Origin of the sequence: uncultured Chitinophaga sp., assembly GCF_937898475.1 — a bacterium.
GTDB lineage: Bacteria > Bacteroidota > Bacteroidia > Chitinophagales > Chitinophagaceae > Chitinophaga.
In genome coordinates, this window is sequence record NZ_CALEJS010000037.1 from 1 (window position 1) to 15,396 (window position 15,396).

At 50.0% G+C, this 15,396-nt stretch carries 15 protein-coding genes; 8 read left to right on the plus strand and 7 right to left on the minus strand.

Going from position 1 to position 15,396, the window contains the following annotated elements; genetic code table 11:
• Nucleotides 1–269: 269 nt before the first annotated feature.
• The gene (locus Q0577_RS21600; RefSeq protein WP_298740064.1) at nucleotides 270–2,426 is read right to left on the minus strand and encodes a cation:proton antiporter; all 2,157 of its coding nucleotides are present in this window, start codon (nucleotides 2,424–2,426) and stop codon (nucleotides 270–272) included.
• A gap of 162 nt (nucleotides 2,427–2,588) precedes the next feature.
• On the opposite strand from Q0577_RS21600, the gene Q0577_RS21605 reads away from it, so the two are divergent.
• From Q0577_RS21605 to Q0577_RS21615, 3 genes are all read left to right on the plus strand, one after another.
• Nucleotides 2,589–2,897 (plus strand): ATP-dependent Clp protease adaptor ClpS, encoded by a 309-nt coding sequence (locus tag Q0577_RS21605; protein WP_298740066.1) that lies wholly within the window; start codon nucleotides 2,589–2,591, stop codon nucleotides 2,895–2,897.
• Nucleotide 2,898: 1 nt separating this feature from the next.
• Nucleotides 2,899–3,543: a leucyl/phenylalanyl-tRNA--protein transferase gene (gene aat, locus Q0577_RS21610; protein ID WP_298740067.1), complete on the plus strand. Its 645-nt coding sequence runs from the start codon at nucleotides 2,899–2,901 to the stop codon at nucleotides 3,541–3,543.
• A 76-nt stretch (nucleotides 3,544–3,619) separates the two neighbouring features.
• The gene (locus Q0577_RS21615) at nucleotides 3,620–4,228 is read left to right on the plus strand and encodes a DinB family protein (RefSeq protein ID WP_298740069.1); all 609 of its coding nucleotides are present in this window, start codon (nucleotides 3,620–3,622) and stop codon (nucleotides 4,226–4,228) included.
• 100 nt (nucleotides 4,229–4,328) lie between these two features.
• Here Q0577_RS21615 and Q0577_RS21620 read toward each other — a convergent pair whose 3' ends face one another.
• Nucleotides 4,329–5,270: a hypothetical protein gene (locus Q0577_RS21620; protein ID WP_298740071.1), complete on the minus strand. Its 942-nt coding sequence runs from the start codon at nucleotides 5,268–5,270 to the stop codon at nucleotides 4,329–4,331.
• Nucleotides 5,271–5,518: 248 nt separating this feature from the next.
• On the opposite strand from Q0577_RS21620, the gene Q0577_RS21625 reads away from it, so the two are divergent.
• From Q0577_RS21625 to Q0577_RS21640, 4 genes are all read left to right on the plus strand, one after another.
• A complete protein-coding gene (locus Q0577_RS21625) occupies nucleotides 5,519–6,178 on the plus strand; it encodes a metal-dependent transcriptional regulator (RefSeq protein WP_298740073.1) in 660 nt (219 codons plus the stop codon).
• Nucleotides 6,179–6,190: 12 nt separating this feature from the next.
• A complete protein-coding gene (locus tag Q0577_RS21630) occupies nucleotides 6,191–8,059 on the plus strand; it encodes an Nramp family divalent metal transporter (protein WP_298740074.1) in 1,869 nt (622 codons plus the stop codon).
• 15 nt (nucleotides 8,060–8,074) lie between these two features.
• A complete protein-coding gene (locus Q0577_RS21635) occupies nucleotides 8,075–8,464 on the plus strand; it encodes a hypothetical protein (protein ID WP_298740076.1) in 390 nt (129 codons plus the stop codon).
• Between the two features lie 111 nt (nucleotides 8,465–8,575).
• Complete coding sequence (locus Q0577_RS21640; protein WP_298740078.1) at nucleotides 8,576–8,842, plus strand: hypothetical protein; 267 nt, start codon at nucleotides 8,576–8,578, stop codon at nucleotides 8,840–8,842.
• Between the two features lie 55 nt (nucleotides 8,843–8,897).
• Here the strand turns inward: Q0577_RS21640 and Q0577_RS21645 are convergent, their stop codons facing one another.
• The 5 genes from Q0577_RS21645 to Q0577_RS21665 all read right to left on the minus strand — a co-directional run bounded on the left by Q0577_RS21645 (nucleotide 8,898) and on the right by Q0577_RS21665 (nucleotide 13,835).
• Complete coding sequence (locus tag Q0577_RS21645) at nucleotides 8,898–10,574, minus strand: cellulase family glycosylhydrolase (protein WP_298740080.1); 1,677 nt, start codon at nucleotides 10,572–10,574, stop codon at nucleotides 8,898–8,900.
• Nucleotides 10,575–10,765: 191 nt separating this feature from the next.
• The gene (locus Q0577_RS21650) at nucleotides 10,766–11,518 is read right to left on the minus strand and encodes a LytTR family transcriptional regulator DNA-binding domain-containing protein (protein WP_298740081.1); all 753 of its coding nucleotides are present in this window, start codon (nucleotides 11,516–11,518) and stop codon (nucleotides 10,766–10,768) included.
• Nucleotides 11,496–12,557, minus strand: a complete 1,062-nt coding sequence (locus tag Q0577_RS21655) for a histidine kinase (protein WP_298740083.1) — start codon at nucleotides 12,555–12,557, stop codon at nucleotides 11,496–11,498. Before Q0577_RS21655 ends, Q0577_RS21650 begins: the two co-directional genes overlap by 23 nt.
• A gap of 85 nt (nucleotides 12,558–12,642) precedes the next feature.
• On the minus strand, nucleotides 12,643–12,990 hold the full coding sequence (locus tag Q0577_RS21660; RefSeq protein ID WP_298740085.1) for a DUF4288 domain-containing protein: 348 nt from the start codon (nucleotides 12,988–12,990) through the stop codon (nucleotides 12,643–12,645).
• 65 nt (nucleotides 12,991–13,055) lie between these two features.
• Nucleotides 13,056–13,835 (minus strand): DUF5668 domain-containing protein, encoded by a 780-nt coding sequence (locus Q0577_RS21665; protein WP_298740087.1) that lies wholly within the window; start codon nucleotides 13,833–13,835, stop codon nucleotides 13,056–13,058.
• Nucleotides 13,836–13,998: 163 nt separating this feature from the next.
• Between Q0577_RS21665 and icd the strand changes: the two genes are divergently transcribed.
• Nucleotides 13,999–15,264, plus strand: coding sequence for an NADP-dependent isocitrate dehydrogenase (gene icd, locus Q0577_RS21670; protein WP_298740089.1), 1,266 nt, complete (start codon nucleotides 13,999–14,001; stop codon nucleotides 15,262–15,264).
• The last annotated feature ends 132 nt before the right edge of the window (nucleotides 15,265–15,396 follow it).

Consider the following 15,396-nt stretch of genomic DNA (forward strand, 5'->3'; position numbering starts at 1 on the left):
AACTTTTAGGAGCACTCTTCCTGAACCGCGACCCCTCCGACTTGTGTCGGAGTGCGCTGAACCAACTGAGCTAAACTCCCATAATAAATTTAGAACTTAACTTTTAGGAGCACTCTTCCTGAACCGCGACCCCTCCGACTTGTGTCGGAGTGCGCTGAACCAACTGAGCTAAACTCCCATTTTCTTTGTCGCCGCGACCTTTTGTCTGACGGGATTGCAAAGGTAAAAACTATTTTTATTTCACCAAATTTTTTTCACTTCTTCTGCTGCTATTTTTTGCCTTTCAGGATACGCTTCACTGCCTTACCCAGCTTGTTCAGGTTAGCCAGTTGCTCCTGTATCGGAGTAAGGGTAAGGTCTTCAGGCTGCACCCCTGCTTCCAGGTACTCCATCTCCGTTTGTTCGGGGAAGATCAGTATGATATTGTTATCGCGGAAATACCTGCTTAGCCTGGCAGGAATATGGTCCATATAAGGACTGTAAGACAACGTGCCTTTACGGGCGGAAACTACAGCCACCAGGTCGTCCCGGCTGACCTCCCGGGAAAATGCCTGAAAATTCTCCAGGTCTGCAAAGGGTTTAAAGGTCACCTCCATGCTTATTTTGGCATACTGGATAAATGCCTCCACCGCTGCTTTCGTTTTTTCCTGGCAATAGATCTGCGGACGGGCGCCTATCTGTTTGGCCAGCATCAGCATCTTTTGCAGGTAGTGCAGGAAACCTTTTTCGTATTCCGTATTGCGCGGCAGCGCCAGCACCAGCTTTTTAGCAGTGTTCATGGGATGATGAAAATCGCATACATAGATGGTCTCCCATACACTTCGCAGCACGTTATCCAGCGTGGTGCCGAAGATAGAACCGAATAAGCGGTCGGTAGTGCTGGTCTTGTCGGTCCAGCCAAGGATCACATCTGAGATCATCAGCTCTTTGGCCGCACGGGTAATACCGTCTGCCACGTTCAGGTCAACCCGGGTGATGGCTTTAATATGACTTTCGGTAGCAGCGGCATGTATAATCGCTGCTTCCATCATCTTATTGGTGAGGTGGATCTTTTCTTTCGCCTCTTCATCATCCTGTACTACGGCCAACGGATACACCGGCGTATCCGCATGCGGATCCTTGATCATTAACGCCAGATCAAGGAGGGCTTCCAAACGCGCGGAATTGGATACGGGTACCAATATACGCTCCGGCTCACTGTCTGGTTCAGGCTTACGCTCCGCTTCCTGGATGGCTACCCTGCGGCCTGCATTCTCTGTAACAAAAGAGCCTACCAGGCAGGTAACCAGTATCAGCAGCACCGTACCATTCAATACATTTTCATTGATGATACCCATGTTATAACCGATCAGTATAACGGCGATCGTGGCTGCAGCGTGTGCACTGCTGAGACCAAATATCACGTTGCGCTGCGGAACAGTGTAGCGAAAGGAAACCTGGGTAAAGAAAGCGGCCAGCCATTTGCTCAGCAGGGCCATAGCCGTTAACGATGCGGCAATGATCAGCGCTTCAGGTCCTTTTAAAAGCACCCGGAGGTCTACCAGCATTCCTACACTGATCAAAAAGAAGGGTATGAACAGCGCATTGCCTACAAAAGCAATACGGTTCATTAAAGCAGAGGTATGCGGTATCAGCTGGTTTAGCGCCAACCCTGCCAGGAAGGCCCCGATAATACTCTCCACACCCGCCAGTTCCGCCAGGAAACCAGCCAGGAATACCAGCGCCAGTACAAAGATGAAGTGGGACGTTTTATCATCCTTGATCTTTTTAAAGAACCAGCGCCCTATCATCGGGAATATCCACAGGATGATCGCTGCGAAAACAACGAGCGATACACCCAGGCGGATCCAGAAATAAGTATCCAGGTGACCGGATGCAGCGCCGGTGATCGCAGCCAGGATCAACAGCACCGCTGTATCCGTTATAATGGTACCGCCCACGGTTACTGTTACCGCCTCATTCTTGGTAATGCCCAGGCGGCTGGCCAGCGGATAAGCTACCAGGGTATGCGTGGCAAACATACTGGACACCAGCAGTGCTGCCATAAAATTGAAGTGCAACAGATAGGTGCATACTATATAGCCCAACAATAACGGTATGAAAAAAGTGAACGCGCCAAATACCAGGCTGCGATACCGGTTCTTACGGAATTCAGCCATATCCAGCTCCAGGCCTGCGAGGAACATGATGTATAATAAACCTGCCTTACCAAAAAGGTCGATGCTGCCTTTTTCTATGATCTTAAACCCATGGTCGCCAATAGCCATACCGGCCAGTATAAGGCCAATAATACTGGGTATGCGGAACTTGCGGAGAATAATGGGAGCCAGCAGGATAATGAACAATACCAGCGAAAAAATAGGGATAGGATCCTTTAACGGCAGACTAATATCCAATAATAAAACTGTGCCTTTCAAAACATACATAAACTTTCAATTTTCAGCTCCTCCATAGACGTTCAGGTGCAACTTACAAATTAATAATTAATCGTTAATGATTAATAGCGAACTCATAATATTGTTTATAGGCCAACTACTACCTTTTCCCGATTTTAACTGTAATTTTGCGAAAAAGCCATGTAAATTATCATGAGTCAGCGTACAGAAACAGGCACTGTTACTAAAGAATGGGAAGATATACTAGTTGCGGAAGACGAGCAGTTCCCGTTCAGCCTTATTGTGTGGAATGATGATGTTAACACCTTTGACTGGGTGATACAATCGCTGATAGAGGTTTGCGATCATAGCCCCGAACAGGCAGAACAATGCGCCCTTTTTATACATTACAATGGCAAATACGCCGTAAAACACGGCGAATACACTAAACTGCGCCCCATGTGCGAAGCGCTCCTTGACAGGGGCATCAGCGCAACTATTGAAGAAGCAGTGGAAGGTTAAAATGATATTTTCTCTTACACAACACCTCAAATTCCCCCCCGTACATCTGGCTGAGCCCGACGGGCTGCTGGCCACAGGAGGCGATCTTTCCATAGACCGGCTGATACTGGCCTACCGGTCCGGCATATTCCCCTGGTATAGCAAACCGCCCGTACTGTGGTGGAGCCCCGATCCCCGCTTTGTGCTCTTCCCGGAAGAGCTGAAGGTGTCTGCCAGCATGAAACAGGTATTGAAAAAACAGGTGTTCCGCATCACCGTGAACCAGGACTTCGAGGCCGTAATAGGACATTGCCGCTGTACCTACCGCCGCGGACAGGACGGCACCTGGATCACAGACCCCATGCAGGAAGCCTATACGCGGCTGCACCGGGAAGGCTACGCCACCTCTGTAGAATGCTGGCTGGATGATCAGCTGGTAGGCGGTCTCTATGGCGTGCGGATGGGCCGGGTGTTCTTTGGCGAATCCATGTTCTCGCATGTCAGCAATGCCTCCAAAGCGGCCTTTATCACTTTTGTACAATCGGAGCAGGCCAGCGGCCTGGCTTTAATAGACTGCCAGGTACATACCGAGCACCTGGCCTCCCTCGGCGCCCGCTTCATCAGCCGCGCCTCCTTTATGGATCTGCTGTCAACACATCTTGATTGATATTATATCCCTCATCACAGGGAAATGGTGTAAATTATGCCAAACTTTACCCCACAGTTTCTAAAAATTTACCACCATGAAAAGAACAGTTCTCTTACTTGTAGCGATCGTACTGGCTGTTTTTGCCGTTAAAGGCCAGGGCATGACCCAGGAAGAAAGGGCCGCTATTGTCAAACAATTCGAAGACACAAAAGCAAATCTCCTCAAAGAGGTAAACGGCCTGAGCGATGCCCAGATGAAGTTCAAACCCGCGCCCGACCGCTGGTCTGTGGCAGACTGCCTGGAACACATTACCGTATCGGAAAAAGGACTTTTTGGTATGGAGCAACAAGCCATGGCGCAACCCGCTAACCCCGAAAAAAGAAAAGAGATCAAAGTAACAGATGAAGTCCTTACCCAGATGATTGCCGACCGCAGCAAAAAAGCCAAAGCGCCTGAGCAGATACAGCCTAAAGGCTCTTTCTCCACCACTGCCGAAGCCATCCAGGCCTTCACCGAACAACGCGACAAGATCATCGACTACGTCAAGAACACTAACGATGATGTTCGCAACCACGTGGCAGACATGCCCATGGGCTCCCCTATGGATGCCTACCAGATCCTGATACTTGTTGCTACCCACAGCAACCGCCACACCCAACAGATCCAGGAGGTAAAGGCAGATGCGGCTTTCCCGCAGCAATAATTAATGATTAATAATTAAGAATGAATAATTGATAGTAGAAAGACATAAGGAACAAGCTTATCGCACAGCTCACTTATTATTGATTATTCATTCTTAATTCTCAATTTTTTTGAGGTCTCTTCTTATTAAAACTCCCCTCAAAAAAACACCGTATTCCCCGGTAGGCGCCGCAGCCGCCTGTTTCATGTATGTTTACCCGGCTGGAAGAGAACTGGAAGGCGATGCCGCAGGAGCTTTCCTTATCCTTGTACTCACCTCTGTTAGGACCGGTAAAATGCCCCACACCGGCTAATTCGCCTTTACAGCTGCCATTATCTTTAGAGAAGGTGATAAAGAACTGGAATGTTTTAGGATCCTGCCCGTCGCGGATGGATACAATGCTCATATCGCCGGAGCTGTAGTCTGCAGAATATTTATGTTTACGCGGCAGGGTATCAATGGGATTGAAGATCTGCCCGGGTGTGACAGGCCCGTTTGAATTGGTCATGATCAGGGTCAGTTTTCCGTCGGCAGCGGCGGTATAGAAATCTTCTTTCAGGGAGCTGCGCGATGGGCTCAGCTCCTTCTCCGTACTGATCTTCACCAGGAAGCGGTTGTCCAGCGTAAAGCTGATGTTTTCCTTACTGCCCGTATTCTTCCTGGCTACCAGCATTTGGTTCAGGTATTGCCCCTTGGGGCTCACCAGGCAGAGATAGGCGGCTATATTCGTTTTATCTGCCGCCAGTACTACAAAATAATGCAGGTTATCTGACGCCAGGTGTGCCAGCGGAAAAAAGCGGACCGCCGCAGCTTTGGGAAAATCTGCCACACCCAGGGAATCGCTGAGGAATTGCCGCAATAGGTCCTTTTTCAGTGCCAGCGAATCCGTAGGGCGTTGCTGCCCCAGGGAGTCCGCCTGCAGCCGGTAAGGAACCTGCTGTTCGGGAAATAAGGCGCTGAAATCTGCAAATGTGAGCGGACGGTCGCCCTTCGTTTGCTTTTCCTTAGACTTACAACCTGCCAGCATAACCACTGCCAGTAATAATGCTAACAACCTGTTCATGCGCATTTTACAATTTAACCGCCCAAAAGTTAAAGAAAATTTTGATATATAAGTTAAAAAATTCCAAGTTCCGGATACCAGATACTAAATTCCAAATACCAAATTCCAAGTTCCAAATACCAGATTTAAACTTACACATGCCATCTTTTTCAAAATACCAACTATATGCCAACTTCTTCATTTTGGAATTTGGTATTTGGTATTTGGAATTTCTAAGTTAGATTTGTCTAAATTTTATTTTAGACCTTATGAATTTATCGGTAGCTGAGGAGAATTACATCAAATCTATTTACAAGCTGGAAGAAACAACGGATGGCGTGACCACAACAGGACTGGCCTATGAGCTGGATACCAAGCCCGCTTCCGTTACAGACATGGCCAAGAAGCTGAAAGAAAAGAAACTGATAGATTATGAGAAATACCAGGGTATCAGCCTTACCGCCGAAGGTAAAAAAGCCGCGCTGCATATTATACGGCGGCATCGCCTGTGGGAATGCTTCCTGGTAGAGAAACTGGATTTCAGCTGGGAAGAGGTGCACGAACTGGCGGAAGAACTGGAACATGTAAGAAGCGAGAAACTGACCAACCGCCTCAGTGAATTCCTCGGCAACCCGGTCATCGACCCCCATGGCGACCCCATTCCCGATGCCCAGGGCAAAATGGGAAAGCAACGCACACAGGTATCGCTGGATCAGGCGCGCACCAAACGCCTGGAGGTAACAGCCGTATCCGATAAATCCACCGCCCTGCTGGAATTCCTTACCGCCAAAGGCATCCGCCTGGGTACCCAGCTGGAAATAATAGAGCGTTACGAATTTGATAACTCAATTGAAATAAAGATCAGGAATCAACCGGCTTTTACCATCAGTGAACAGGTAAGCAAAAACATCATGGTAAGACCGGTGTAAGCTCATACGTATATGGACCATACTGCTACATCGCTGAGTGAAGTACATCAGAGTATAGACACAACCGCACGTTCGCGCTGGAAAAAATTATTATCCTTTTTCGGGCCTGCCTACCTGGTGAGCGTAGGCTATATGGATCCCGGCAACTGGGCCACAGACCTCGCGGGGGGCAGCCAATACGGTTACAAACTGCTATGGGTGCTGCTGATGAGCAACCTCATGGCCCTGCTGCTGCAAAGCCTGAGCGCCCGCCTGGGCATTGTCCGTGGCCGCGACCTCGCTCAGGCAAACCGCGAAACCTACCCTCCTACTATCAATTTCCTGCTTTATGTGCTGGCAGAAATTGCCATCGCCGCCTGCGATCTGGCAGAAGTGCTGGGCATGGCCATCGGTATACAGCTGCTCACCGGGCTGCCACTGGCCTATGGCGTAAGCATCACCGTGCTGGATACTTTTCTGCTGCTGATATTACAGCGCTATGGCATCCGCAAAATGGAAGCTTTCATCATCAGCCTGGTAGCCATCGTAGGTATTTCCTTCCTGGCAGAACTGGTGATGGCCAGGCCCGTGATGTCTGAAGTGGTGACCGGTTTTGTGCCGGTGATCCCGGATAATACAGCGCTGTACATCGCCATCGGCATCATCGGCGCTACCGTTATGCCGCATAACCTGTACCTGCATTCCGCCCTGGTGCAAACGCGCAAGATACAACGCGACGACAAGGGCATCAGGCAGGCGCTCAAGCTCAACTTTATAGACAGCACCGTTGCGCTCAACCTGGCCTTCTTTGTGAACGCAGCCATACTCATACTGGCGGCCACCGTGTTCTTTAAAACCGGCCGCACCGACATTGCCGAAATACAGGACGCCCACCAGCTGCTGGAACAACTGCTGGGCAGTAAAGTAGCGCCTGTCCTCTTTGCCGTAGCGCTGATTGCCGCGGGACAGAGCTCCACGGTGACCGGCACCCTCGCGGGGCAGATCGTGATGGAAGGTTACCTCCAGCTGCGTATCAACCCATGGCTGCGCCGCCTGCTTACCCGCCTGCTGGCCATTGTTCCGGCGCTGCTCACCATCCTCCTGGCAGGCGATGATAAAGTAGGCGAACTGCTTGTTTTCAGCCAGGTGCTGCTCAGCCTGCAACTGGGCTTTGCCATCATTCCCCTCATCCATTTTGTGAGCGATAAGAACACCATGGGGTCATATGCCGTTAAACCATTTACAAAGCTCGTCAGCTGGCTGATCACCGCTATACTGGTATACCTCAACCTCCGTATGGTGTTCACCGGCGCATTCGATTATATCAGCCGCGATGGCAATGGCTGGATAGACGCCCTCATTATTGCCGGCGGCATCGGCTTTCTTGTCCTGCTGATCATCACCGTGGTATACCCCCTGCTGAATAAATACCGGCAAACGGCTAGCGTGCGCATCCACCCTTCGCAGCTGTCACTGGGCACCATGGAAAAACCGGAATACTTCCGCATCGCCATGGCGCTGGACTTCAGCAGGCACGATGAAAAAGTGATCACCAACGCCGTGGCCTACGGTAATGAACAAACGGAATACCTGCTGATACACGTAGTAGAAAGTGCTTCCGCCAAATACTTCGGAAAAGATTCAGATGACCTTGAAACCCGCAAAGACCAGGAGCAGCTGGATACCTATCTCGCACTGCTGCGACAGCATAATATCAGGGCCAGGGGCATACTGGGTTACCGGCATCCTGCCAAGGAAATTGTTCGCATTGTGAAGGAAGAAAAAATTGATTTCCTTGTAATGGGCGGTCATGGTCACAGGGGTATTAAAGACTGGATATTCGGGGCTACCGCCAATGAAGTAAGGCACCAGGTAAAAGTGCCGGTGCTGGTGGTACAATAAAACTGCTTTATTGCCATGCAACATACTTTTCAACCAGGCGATCAGCGGCATTTTACCCGCGTAGTGCGGGAAGAAGACTGCGCCGCCTTTGACAACAATATGGTACACCCGGTATATAGCACCTTTGCGCTGGCAAGAGATGCAGAATGGTGCTGCCGCCTGTTTGTTCTGGACATGAAAGAAGCCGATGAAGAAGGTATTGGCACCATGATCAGTGTACAACACCGCGCACCGGCTAAAATAGGCAGCAGCGTTACGTTTACAGCTACCATCAGGCAACTGCAGGGCCATGAAATTATCTGCAGCTTTGAGGCCAGAACAGGTAAACAGCTCATCGCTACCGGAGAGCAGGCCCAGAAAATACTGAAGAAAGAAAAGCTGGAACGCTTATTCAGCGGGCTTTAGCAGCACGCTTTTAACAAAACATTAGTATAAAGCTTTCTTAATATACTCCGCACCCGTGCCAAACCGGAACAATGTTTGAACTATACATGGCGAACCAAATGTTATTTAGCCATGTCTAAGAATAGTAAAGAATATGTTAAGAACAACATCCAGGAATTAGCTATTGGTAACTATTTAAGTTATCCCGAAGATTACAGTCCTGCCAGGCAGGAAACGGAAGTTAATATCCAATCGCTTGCGAAAGGATATTGGGATGTTCGTGATGTGAAGGAAATACAACGCGACGAAAAACTGGGTATAAACCTGGAAGACTATATCAGCTGGACAAAAGAAGCCTTCCGGGCATTTGTACAGCAGCACGCAGACTCACTGAACTAGCCCATATACTTGCCATAAAAAAAGGGGCCGATCTACCGACGGCCCCTTTTTGCTTTTATTCCTTAGTGAAACTGATTGATTTCAGACTGATCTCTCCCTCATCCACCTGCACACGCAATATGTGCCTGCCCTTTTTAAGCTTCGTTTTTCCGCTTATCTTTTTTCCATCCAGCCATATGCCAGCTTTATCTGTACCCGGCTGCAGGGAAATGGTATAATTCCCTTCCTGCCGCACCTGCAGCGTATACTGCAGCCACTCGCCGCCCTCAAAATTGCTGACAATATACCCATCTTCGTCCCTGATATCCACACCATCATTGCGGTATACACGGCCGCGGTTACCGCCCTGTAGCTTCGGATCTGACACGCGGTAATTGGCGCTGTCTTTATCATAATAGGCTACGCCATTGGGGCCCAGGTCATAATCCACTGCAGCCAGCGTAGTGTTGCCTGCAATGATATTCGCCTGGTAAGGCAGCGCTGCAGGCTGAAACGGCTGACGGATCATGGCATCCACTACATCACGGTGAAAAATGTTGCGTTCCGTTTTAGTATCAGCTGCCAGCTGCATCACACCTTTGGCAGCATCTTCTTTGGAGGGTTTGGGCCCTTTGCCTGCCCAGAAATCTATTATCTGCTGATACTGTGGGTTCACAGGTATCTGCAGCGGGTTGTTGTTACCCAGCTTTTTCAGCGGCCACCATGACCAGCCGATGTTATTGCTTTCCAGCAGGCGGATGGCAGCTGTGAACCAGACATTGGAGTTCTCACCGGTTTCTCCCAGCCACACCGGTATATTATACTCCGTTCTGGCTTTGAGGATATGCCGGATAGACGCCTCATCATTGAAGTTCCAGTACTTGTGATAGCTCAGCACCATGTTATTGTCCCAGGGCGGCAGTATGCCGTTGTAATTATTACCCCAGCCGTTGCCTTCGATGATGATGATATGTTTTTTATCCACTTCGCGGATGGCGGCCGTGATCTCCTGCATCAGCTTTTTCAGCGGCGCATTCGTTTTTTCCTTTGTGCCGTTCTTGTCATTGACAGGATCATCAAATCCCCAGTTAGGTTCATTCAGAATATCGTAAGCGCCAATCCAGGGCTCATCCTTGTAACGGTCTGCCAGCTTGCGCCAGAGGGCGATGGTCTTCTCCTGCTGCGCGCGGCTGTCCCACAGCGACGGCTGTGCAGTATCGCGGTCGCTGATGTTCAGGTCATTGCCTTGTCCGCCCGGTGCCGCATGCAGATCCAGGATGAGGTACATATCATTCGCCTTACACCAGGCCAGCAAACTGTCTGTAAGCGCAAACCCTTTTTCCAGCCAGGTGTTTTGCCCGGCTACCGGTTCCTTTTCCACCGGCAGCGTGTACAGGTTGTAATGCATCGGCAACCGCACTGAATTGAAGCCCCAGGCTTTCAGCGAATCAATATCCTGTTTACGTGTGTGGTTAGCCAGCCAGGCATCGTAAAAGGCCTGTGTTGTTTCAGGGTCTGTCAGCTCCTGTATCCGTTCGCGGATCCTGTGCTGCTGTCCCGGTCCGTTAACACGCAGCATGTAGCCCTCCTGCAGCATCCATCCGCCGAGGCCCATTCCCCTGAGCAGGACATTCTCATTTTTCTCGTTGACAATACGGGTTCCGGAAGCTCTGAGGAAACCCTGTGCATAAGTGATCGTGTTCGATAGCAGGCCGGCAGTGATGATAGCGGCCATGAAAATATTTTTCTTCATGATGACGTGGTAAGCAGGATAAGCCTGCGGAAGGCTTAAAATAATAATAAATGTCAAATAAAACGAGGGCTGCCCCAGGAAATTGAGACAGCCCGTTTATATACAGATTAAATGGCCTGTTTCCAGGTTGCTGCCCGTATCTTTTCCATATCCGTCACCAGCAGCATAATGTTCATAGGATACTTCAGGCTCTACAACCCCAAAGCTGTTTTCAACCTGGGATAACCCGTTTTGCTCACGGGCACTTTGGCGCCGGTTCTCAGAATGGCCAGGTGGTTCTCTTTTTCATAAGGCTCTATACGTGTTACCTGGTTCACGTTCAATATATATGAACGATGTACGCGGGCAAACTGCTGAGGGTCCAGCGTTTGCTCAAAGAAGGCCATGGTTTTGTTCTTGAGGAAAGCGCCCTCCTGGGTAATGATCTTTACATAATCATCTGCCGCTTCCAGGTAATGTACCTCCTGCACGGGAATGATCTTGATCTTGCCATTGATCTTTACCACAATGCGGTTGCTTTGTGTGGGTATGGAAGCAGCGGCTGTTTCCAGCAGCTGGCTTGTTTGCGGGGGCGCAGCGGTGGTAGCAGCCGCACGGCTGGCCAGCCATTTCTGAAGGGCTTTTTCAAAACGATCTTTTGAGAAAGGCTTCAGCAGGTAATCCACTGCATTCACTTCAAAGGCGCGGATCGCATGCTCTTCAAAAGCGGTGGTGAATATAACGGCCGGCAGTTCCTCCACCAGTTCCAGCATCTCGAAGCCATTGATCTTAGGCATCTGGACATCGAGGAACAGGATATCGGGCTGATGCTGCTGAACAGCTTTGAGTCCTTCGAAGCCGTCGTTACACTCCTGCAGTACCTGTACCTGTGGAAAGGACTGCAGGTATTCTTTCACGACTTCCCGGGCCAGCGGCTCGTCATCAATTATTATGGCTTTTATCATACGTCTGAGGCACTTTAATTAAGGTAGTAAAAATGTGTTGGTCACTGCTGGTTTCCAGCAGATCATGACGGGCAAACAGGAGGTACAGCCTGCGGCGGATGGAGCTGAGGCCAAAGCCCGTGCCCCTGTTAGGCTGCTGTAATGCGCTGTCGTACGGGTTCTTTACCTGCACGTACAGCATATCATCCTGCTGCCAGGCTGCTATGGTGATGGTGATCGCATCAGTTGTGTCGTACAGGCCAAACTTAATGGCATTTTCCACAACGGGCTGCAAAAGCATGGGCGGCATCTGCAACAGTTCTGATTCAGGTGTGGACTTTACCTCGGTAGAAAGGCGGTGGCCAAAGCGCACCTTTTCAATATCCAGGTACCATTGCAGGTATTGCAGTTCTTCGGGCAGCGGTATCCAGTGCTGGTCTTCCCTTTTGAGTGTACCGCGCAAAAAATCAGACAGCTTCAGCACCATCTCACGCGCCTGCTGCGGACGAATGGCGATCAGCGCATTGATAGAGTTCAGGCTGTTGAAGAGAAAATGCGGCTGCAGCTGCTGCCGGAGTTTATACAGCTCTGCTTCCCTTGACAGTCTTTCAGCGGCTTCCCGGCGTTGTCCTTCTTCTTTCTGCTCGGCCATATCATACCATACCAGGGCTTTAACCCCCATGGCAGTGATCACCAGCCAGGCCACAATAAAATGTACCGGCATAGCTTCGTTCAGCCATTCAGTATAGCCGCGCTCCTGCGGAAAGATTAATCTCAGCAGCCAGTAAGTGATGGCCAGCCATATGGCAGACAGCACCGTACTATAAGAAAGTACAAAGATGTACTTCCCCTTAGCCGGACGGTAATAAGCCAGGTTCTGCGTGATGATGCTCACCTTAGCCGACAGCAGCAGAATATGCACCGCACTATCCACCCAGGCTGTAACCGGGCTAAGGTGAAACCATTGTATCAGCAGCACACCATACACCAGCACTGCAATGTAGGTGGTTACCACCATCACCCAACGGAAATACTTATCTGCCAGAGGTCTTTGAGCCATTACGATTTACTTCAAATAGTGTATTGCCATCATCTCATGTACCACTCACACCGCAATTCTTAATTATTAATTGTTAATTCTTAATTCAAATCTCAATCGTCTGCTGCTCCTGCAACTGTGTAGACTTCATCTGCAGCCACGCTACATACGCCGTAGCGTCGGCCGGTTCTTCTATGCGGGAGTACAGCTCCATACCGTCAGACAACTGATCGAGGGTGAGCAGTTCCGGTACATTGATAAATTTCCATTCTACCAGTTCCTGGCGCTGGTTCCTGAAGGCATATTGTTCCTGCTGACCAATTTCACGCGCCTTTTGCGCTGCTTCCTGTTTACTCTCCGCACTGATCAGCCGCAGCTGTTCATCAAACTGGGGCATATGGTTGCCTGTTCCGCAAATGATCTGGTAAACTATTTTTGCTACATACCAACGCATACAATCTTAATTTTAAGGGTTTAAAGAAGCCGCACGGGGCTTTGTCTTCTTTGAATACAGGTTTATCAATAACTTTTTATGTCAATGCCGCCGAATATACAGAGGCCTTTCAGTACCAGTACTTTCCCCGGGTCCTGGGTCATGAGTTCCGGCGGGCGTTTTTCTTCCACGCCGCCAAAGATGGTATTTACCTCCAGTTTTACCTCCCAGTTAGCCGGTACCACCAGTTCAATACCGCCAAAAATAGCCGTGGTCTCTATCACCACTCTGCCGTTGAAGTCGGCCTGGGTAAAGTTTACTTCAGAGCCGCCAAAGATGGCCGTCACATCGCCTCCCTGGAAATTTTTGGACAATACCACCCGGTTATCGCCGCCGAAAATGGCCGTACAGCTGAGGTAGTCGCCCCCGTTGGGGCCCTGAACGCTTTCGTTGTAAGAGCCGGCGTTCCATCCCTGCGCCCGCCTGGCGGGGAGCCTGCCCCGGGACCACCTGTCATCCCTGCCTTCCCAGCGCCGGCTGTAAGGTCGTTTGAGCAGCATATAGATGCCTATCACCACCAGCACCAGCGGCCAGCCATACCGCCGGATATTGAGCTCCATAGGCATAATGTCCTCCATCAGGAAAATACCACCTACCAGTATCATCACCAGCCAGGGTCCTCCCCTGAACTTATGCCGGATGCCTAACAGCACGCCCAGCGCCACCAGTATCATCTTCCACGAGAAGATCCACCGGGGTACATCCAGGTGCAGGTTGTGCAAAAAGAGAAATGTGCCTATCACTATGAGTATCAATCCTCCCCAGGTGCCCTTACGCCGTCTTTGTATAGTATTCTGATCTTCCATTATATTTAGAATTGTGATACAAAACTATGCTGTGAACGCTCCCCCTTCAACTCCATTTAGGTTAAAATTACCCGGGTTCCGGTAAACGGCGGGAAAAGACCGGCGAAAAAAATCAGAATGCTTTACCTTTGCGCTCGATTACATCACATAAAGTAATTGTATTATGCCGGCAGAAAAGATCTTAATGACCAATGGGCAGTTAAAAGTTCCCGACCATGCTATTATTCCTTTCATTGAAGGCGACGGTATAGGACCCGACATCTGGCGGGCCAGCGTACGGGTATTCGACGCCGCTGTGGAAAAAGCTTATGGCGGTGCACGCAGGATTGAATGGAAAGAGGTACTGGCAGGCGAAAAAGCCTTCCAGCAAACCGGAGAATGGTTGCCGGCAGCCACCCTGGCAGCCCTGAAAGAATACCTGGTATCTATCAAAGGGCCTCTCACCACCCCGGTAGGCGGCGGCATCCGCTCACTGAACGTGGCCATGCGCCAGGAACTGGACCTGTACGCCTGTGTAAGGCCGGTACGCTGGTTCAACAAAGTGCCCTCTCCCCTCAGGCATCCCGAGCACGTGAATATGGTGATATTCCGCGAGAACACAGAAGATATCTATGCCGGTATTGAATATATGTACGGTACGCCCGAAGCGCAGAAACTGCTGCACTTCCTGCAGAATGAGCTGGGCGTGAAAAAGATACGCTTCCCCGAAACCTCCTCCCTGGGTATCAAACCGGTATCCAAGGAAGGTTCTGAAAGGCTGATCCGTTCAGCTATCCGCTACGCCGTTGAGCATAAACTGCCCTCCGTAACCCTGGTACATAAAGGCAACATCATGAAGTTTACCGAAGGGGGCTTCAAAAACTGGGGCTATGCCCTGGCCAAACAGGAGTTCGGCGACCAGGTATATACCTGGGAAGAATGGGAAGCCACCAAAAAAGACAAGGGCGAAGAGGCCGCCAACCAGGAAATGAACATTGCCCTGGCGCATAAGAAGATCCTGATCAAAGACGTAATTGCAGACAACTTCCTCCAACAGATACTGCTGGCTCCCCAGGAGTTCAGCGTGGTAGCCACCCTGAACCTGAACGGCGACTACATCTCCGATGCTGCCGCTGCAGCAGTAGGCGGTATAGGCATTGCCCCGGGCGGTAACATTAACTACAGCACCGGGCACGCTGTTTTCGAAGCTACCCACGGCACAGCGCCCCGCTTTGCCAATACCAATTCTATGAACCCTTCTTCCGTAATACTGAGCGGCGTGATGATGCTGGAATACATGGGCTGGAAAGAAGCTGCCGATATTATCGTGCATGGCCTGAGCACTGCCATTATGCGCAAACGGGTGACCATAGATTTCTATAAGCTGATGGATGATGCCACCCTGGTATCAACCAGCGAATTTGCAGACGAAATCATCAAACAACTGTAGAAAATCCAAATTCCAAATTCCAACATCCAACATCCAAACACCACGCATGAAAGCACTTACCTGAAGTAAACGGCTGGAAAACAAAGTGCTTTTGGAATTTGGATTTTGGATTTTGGAATTTATATTTAGGTT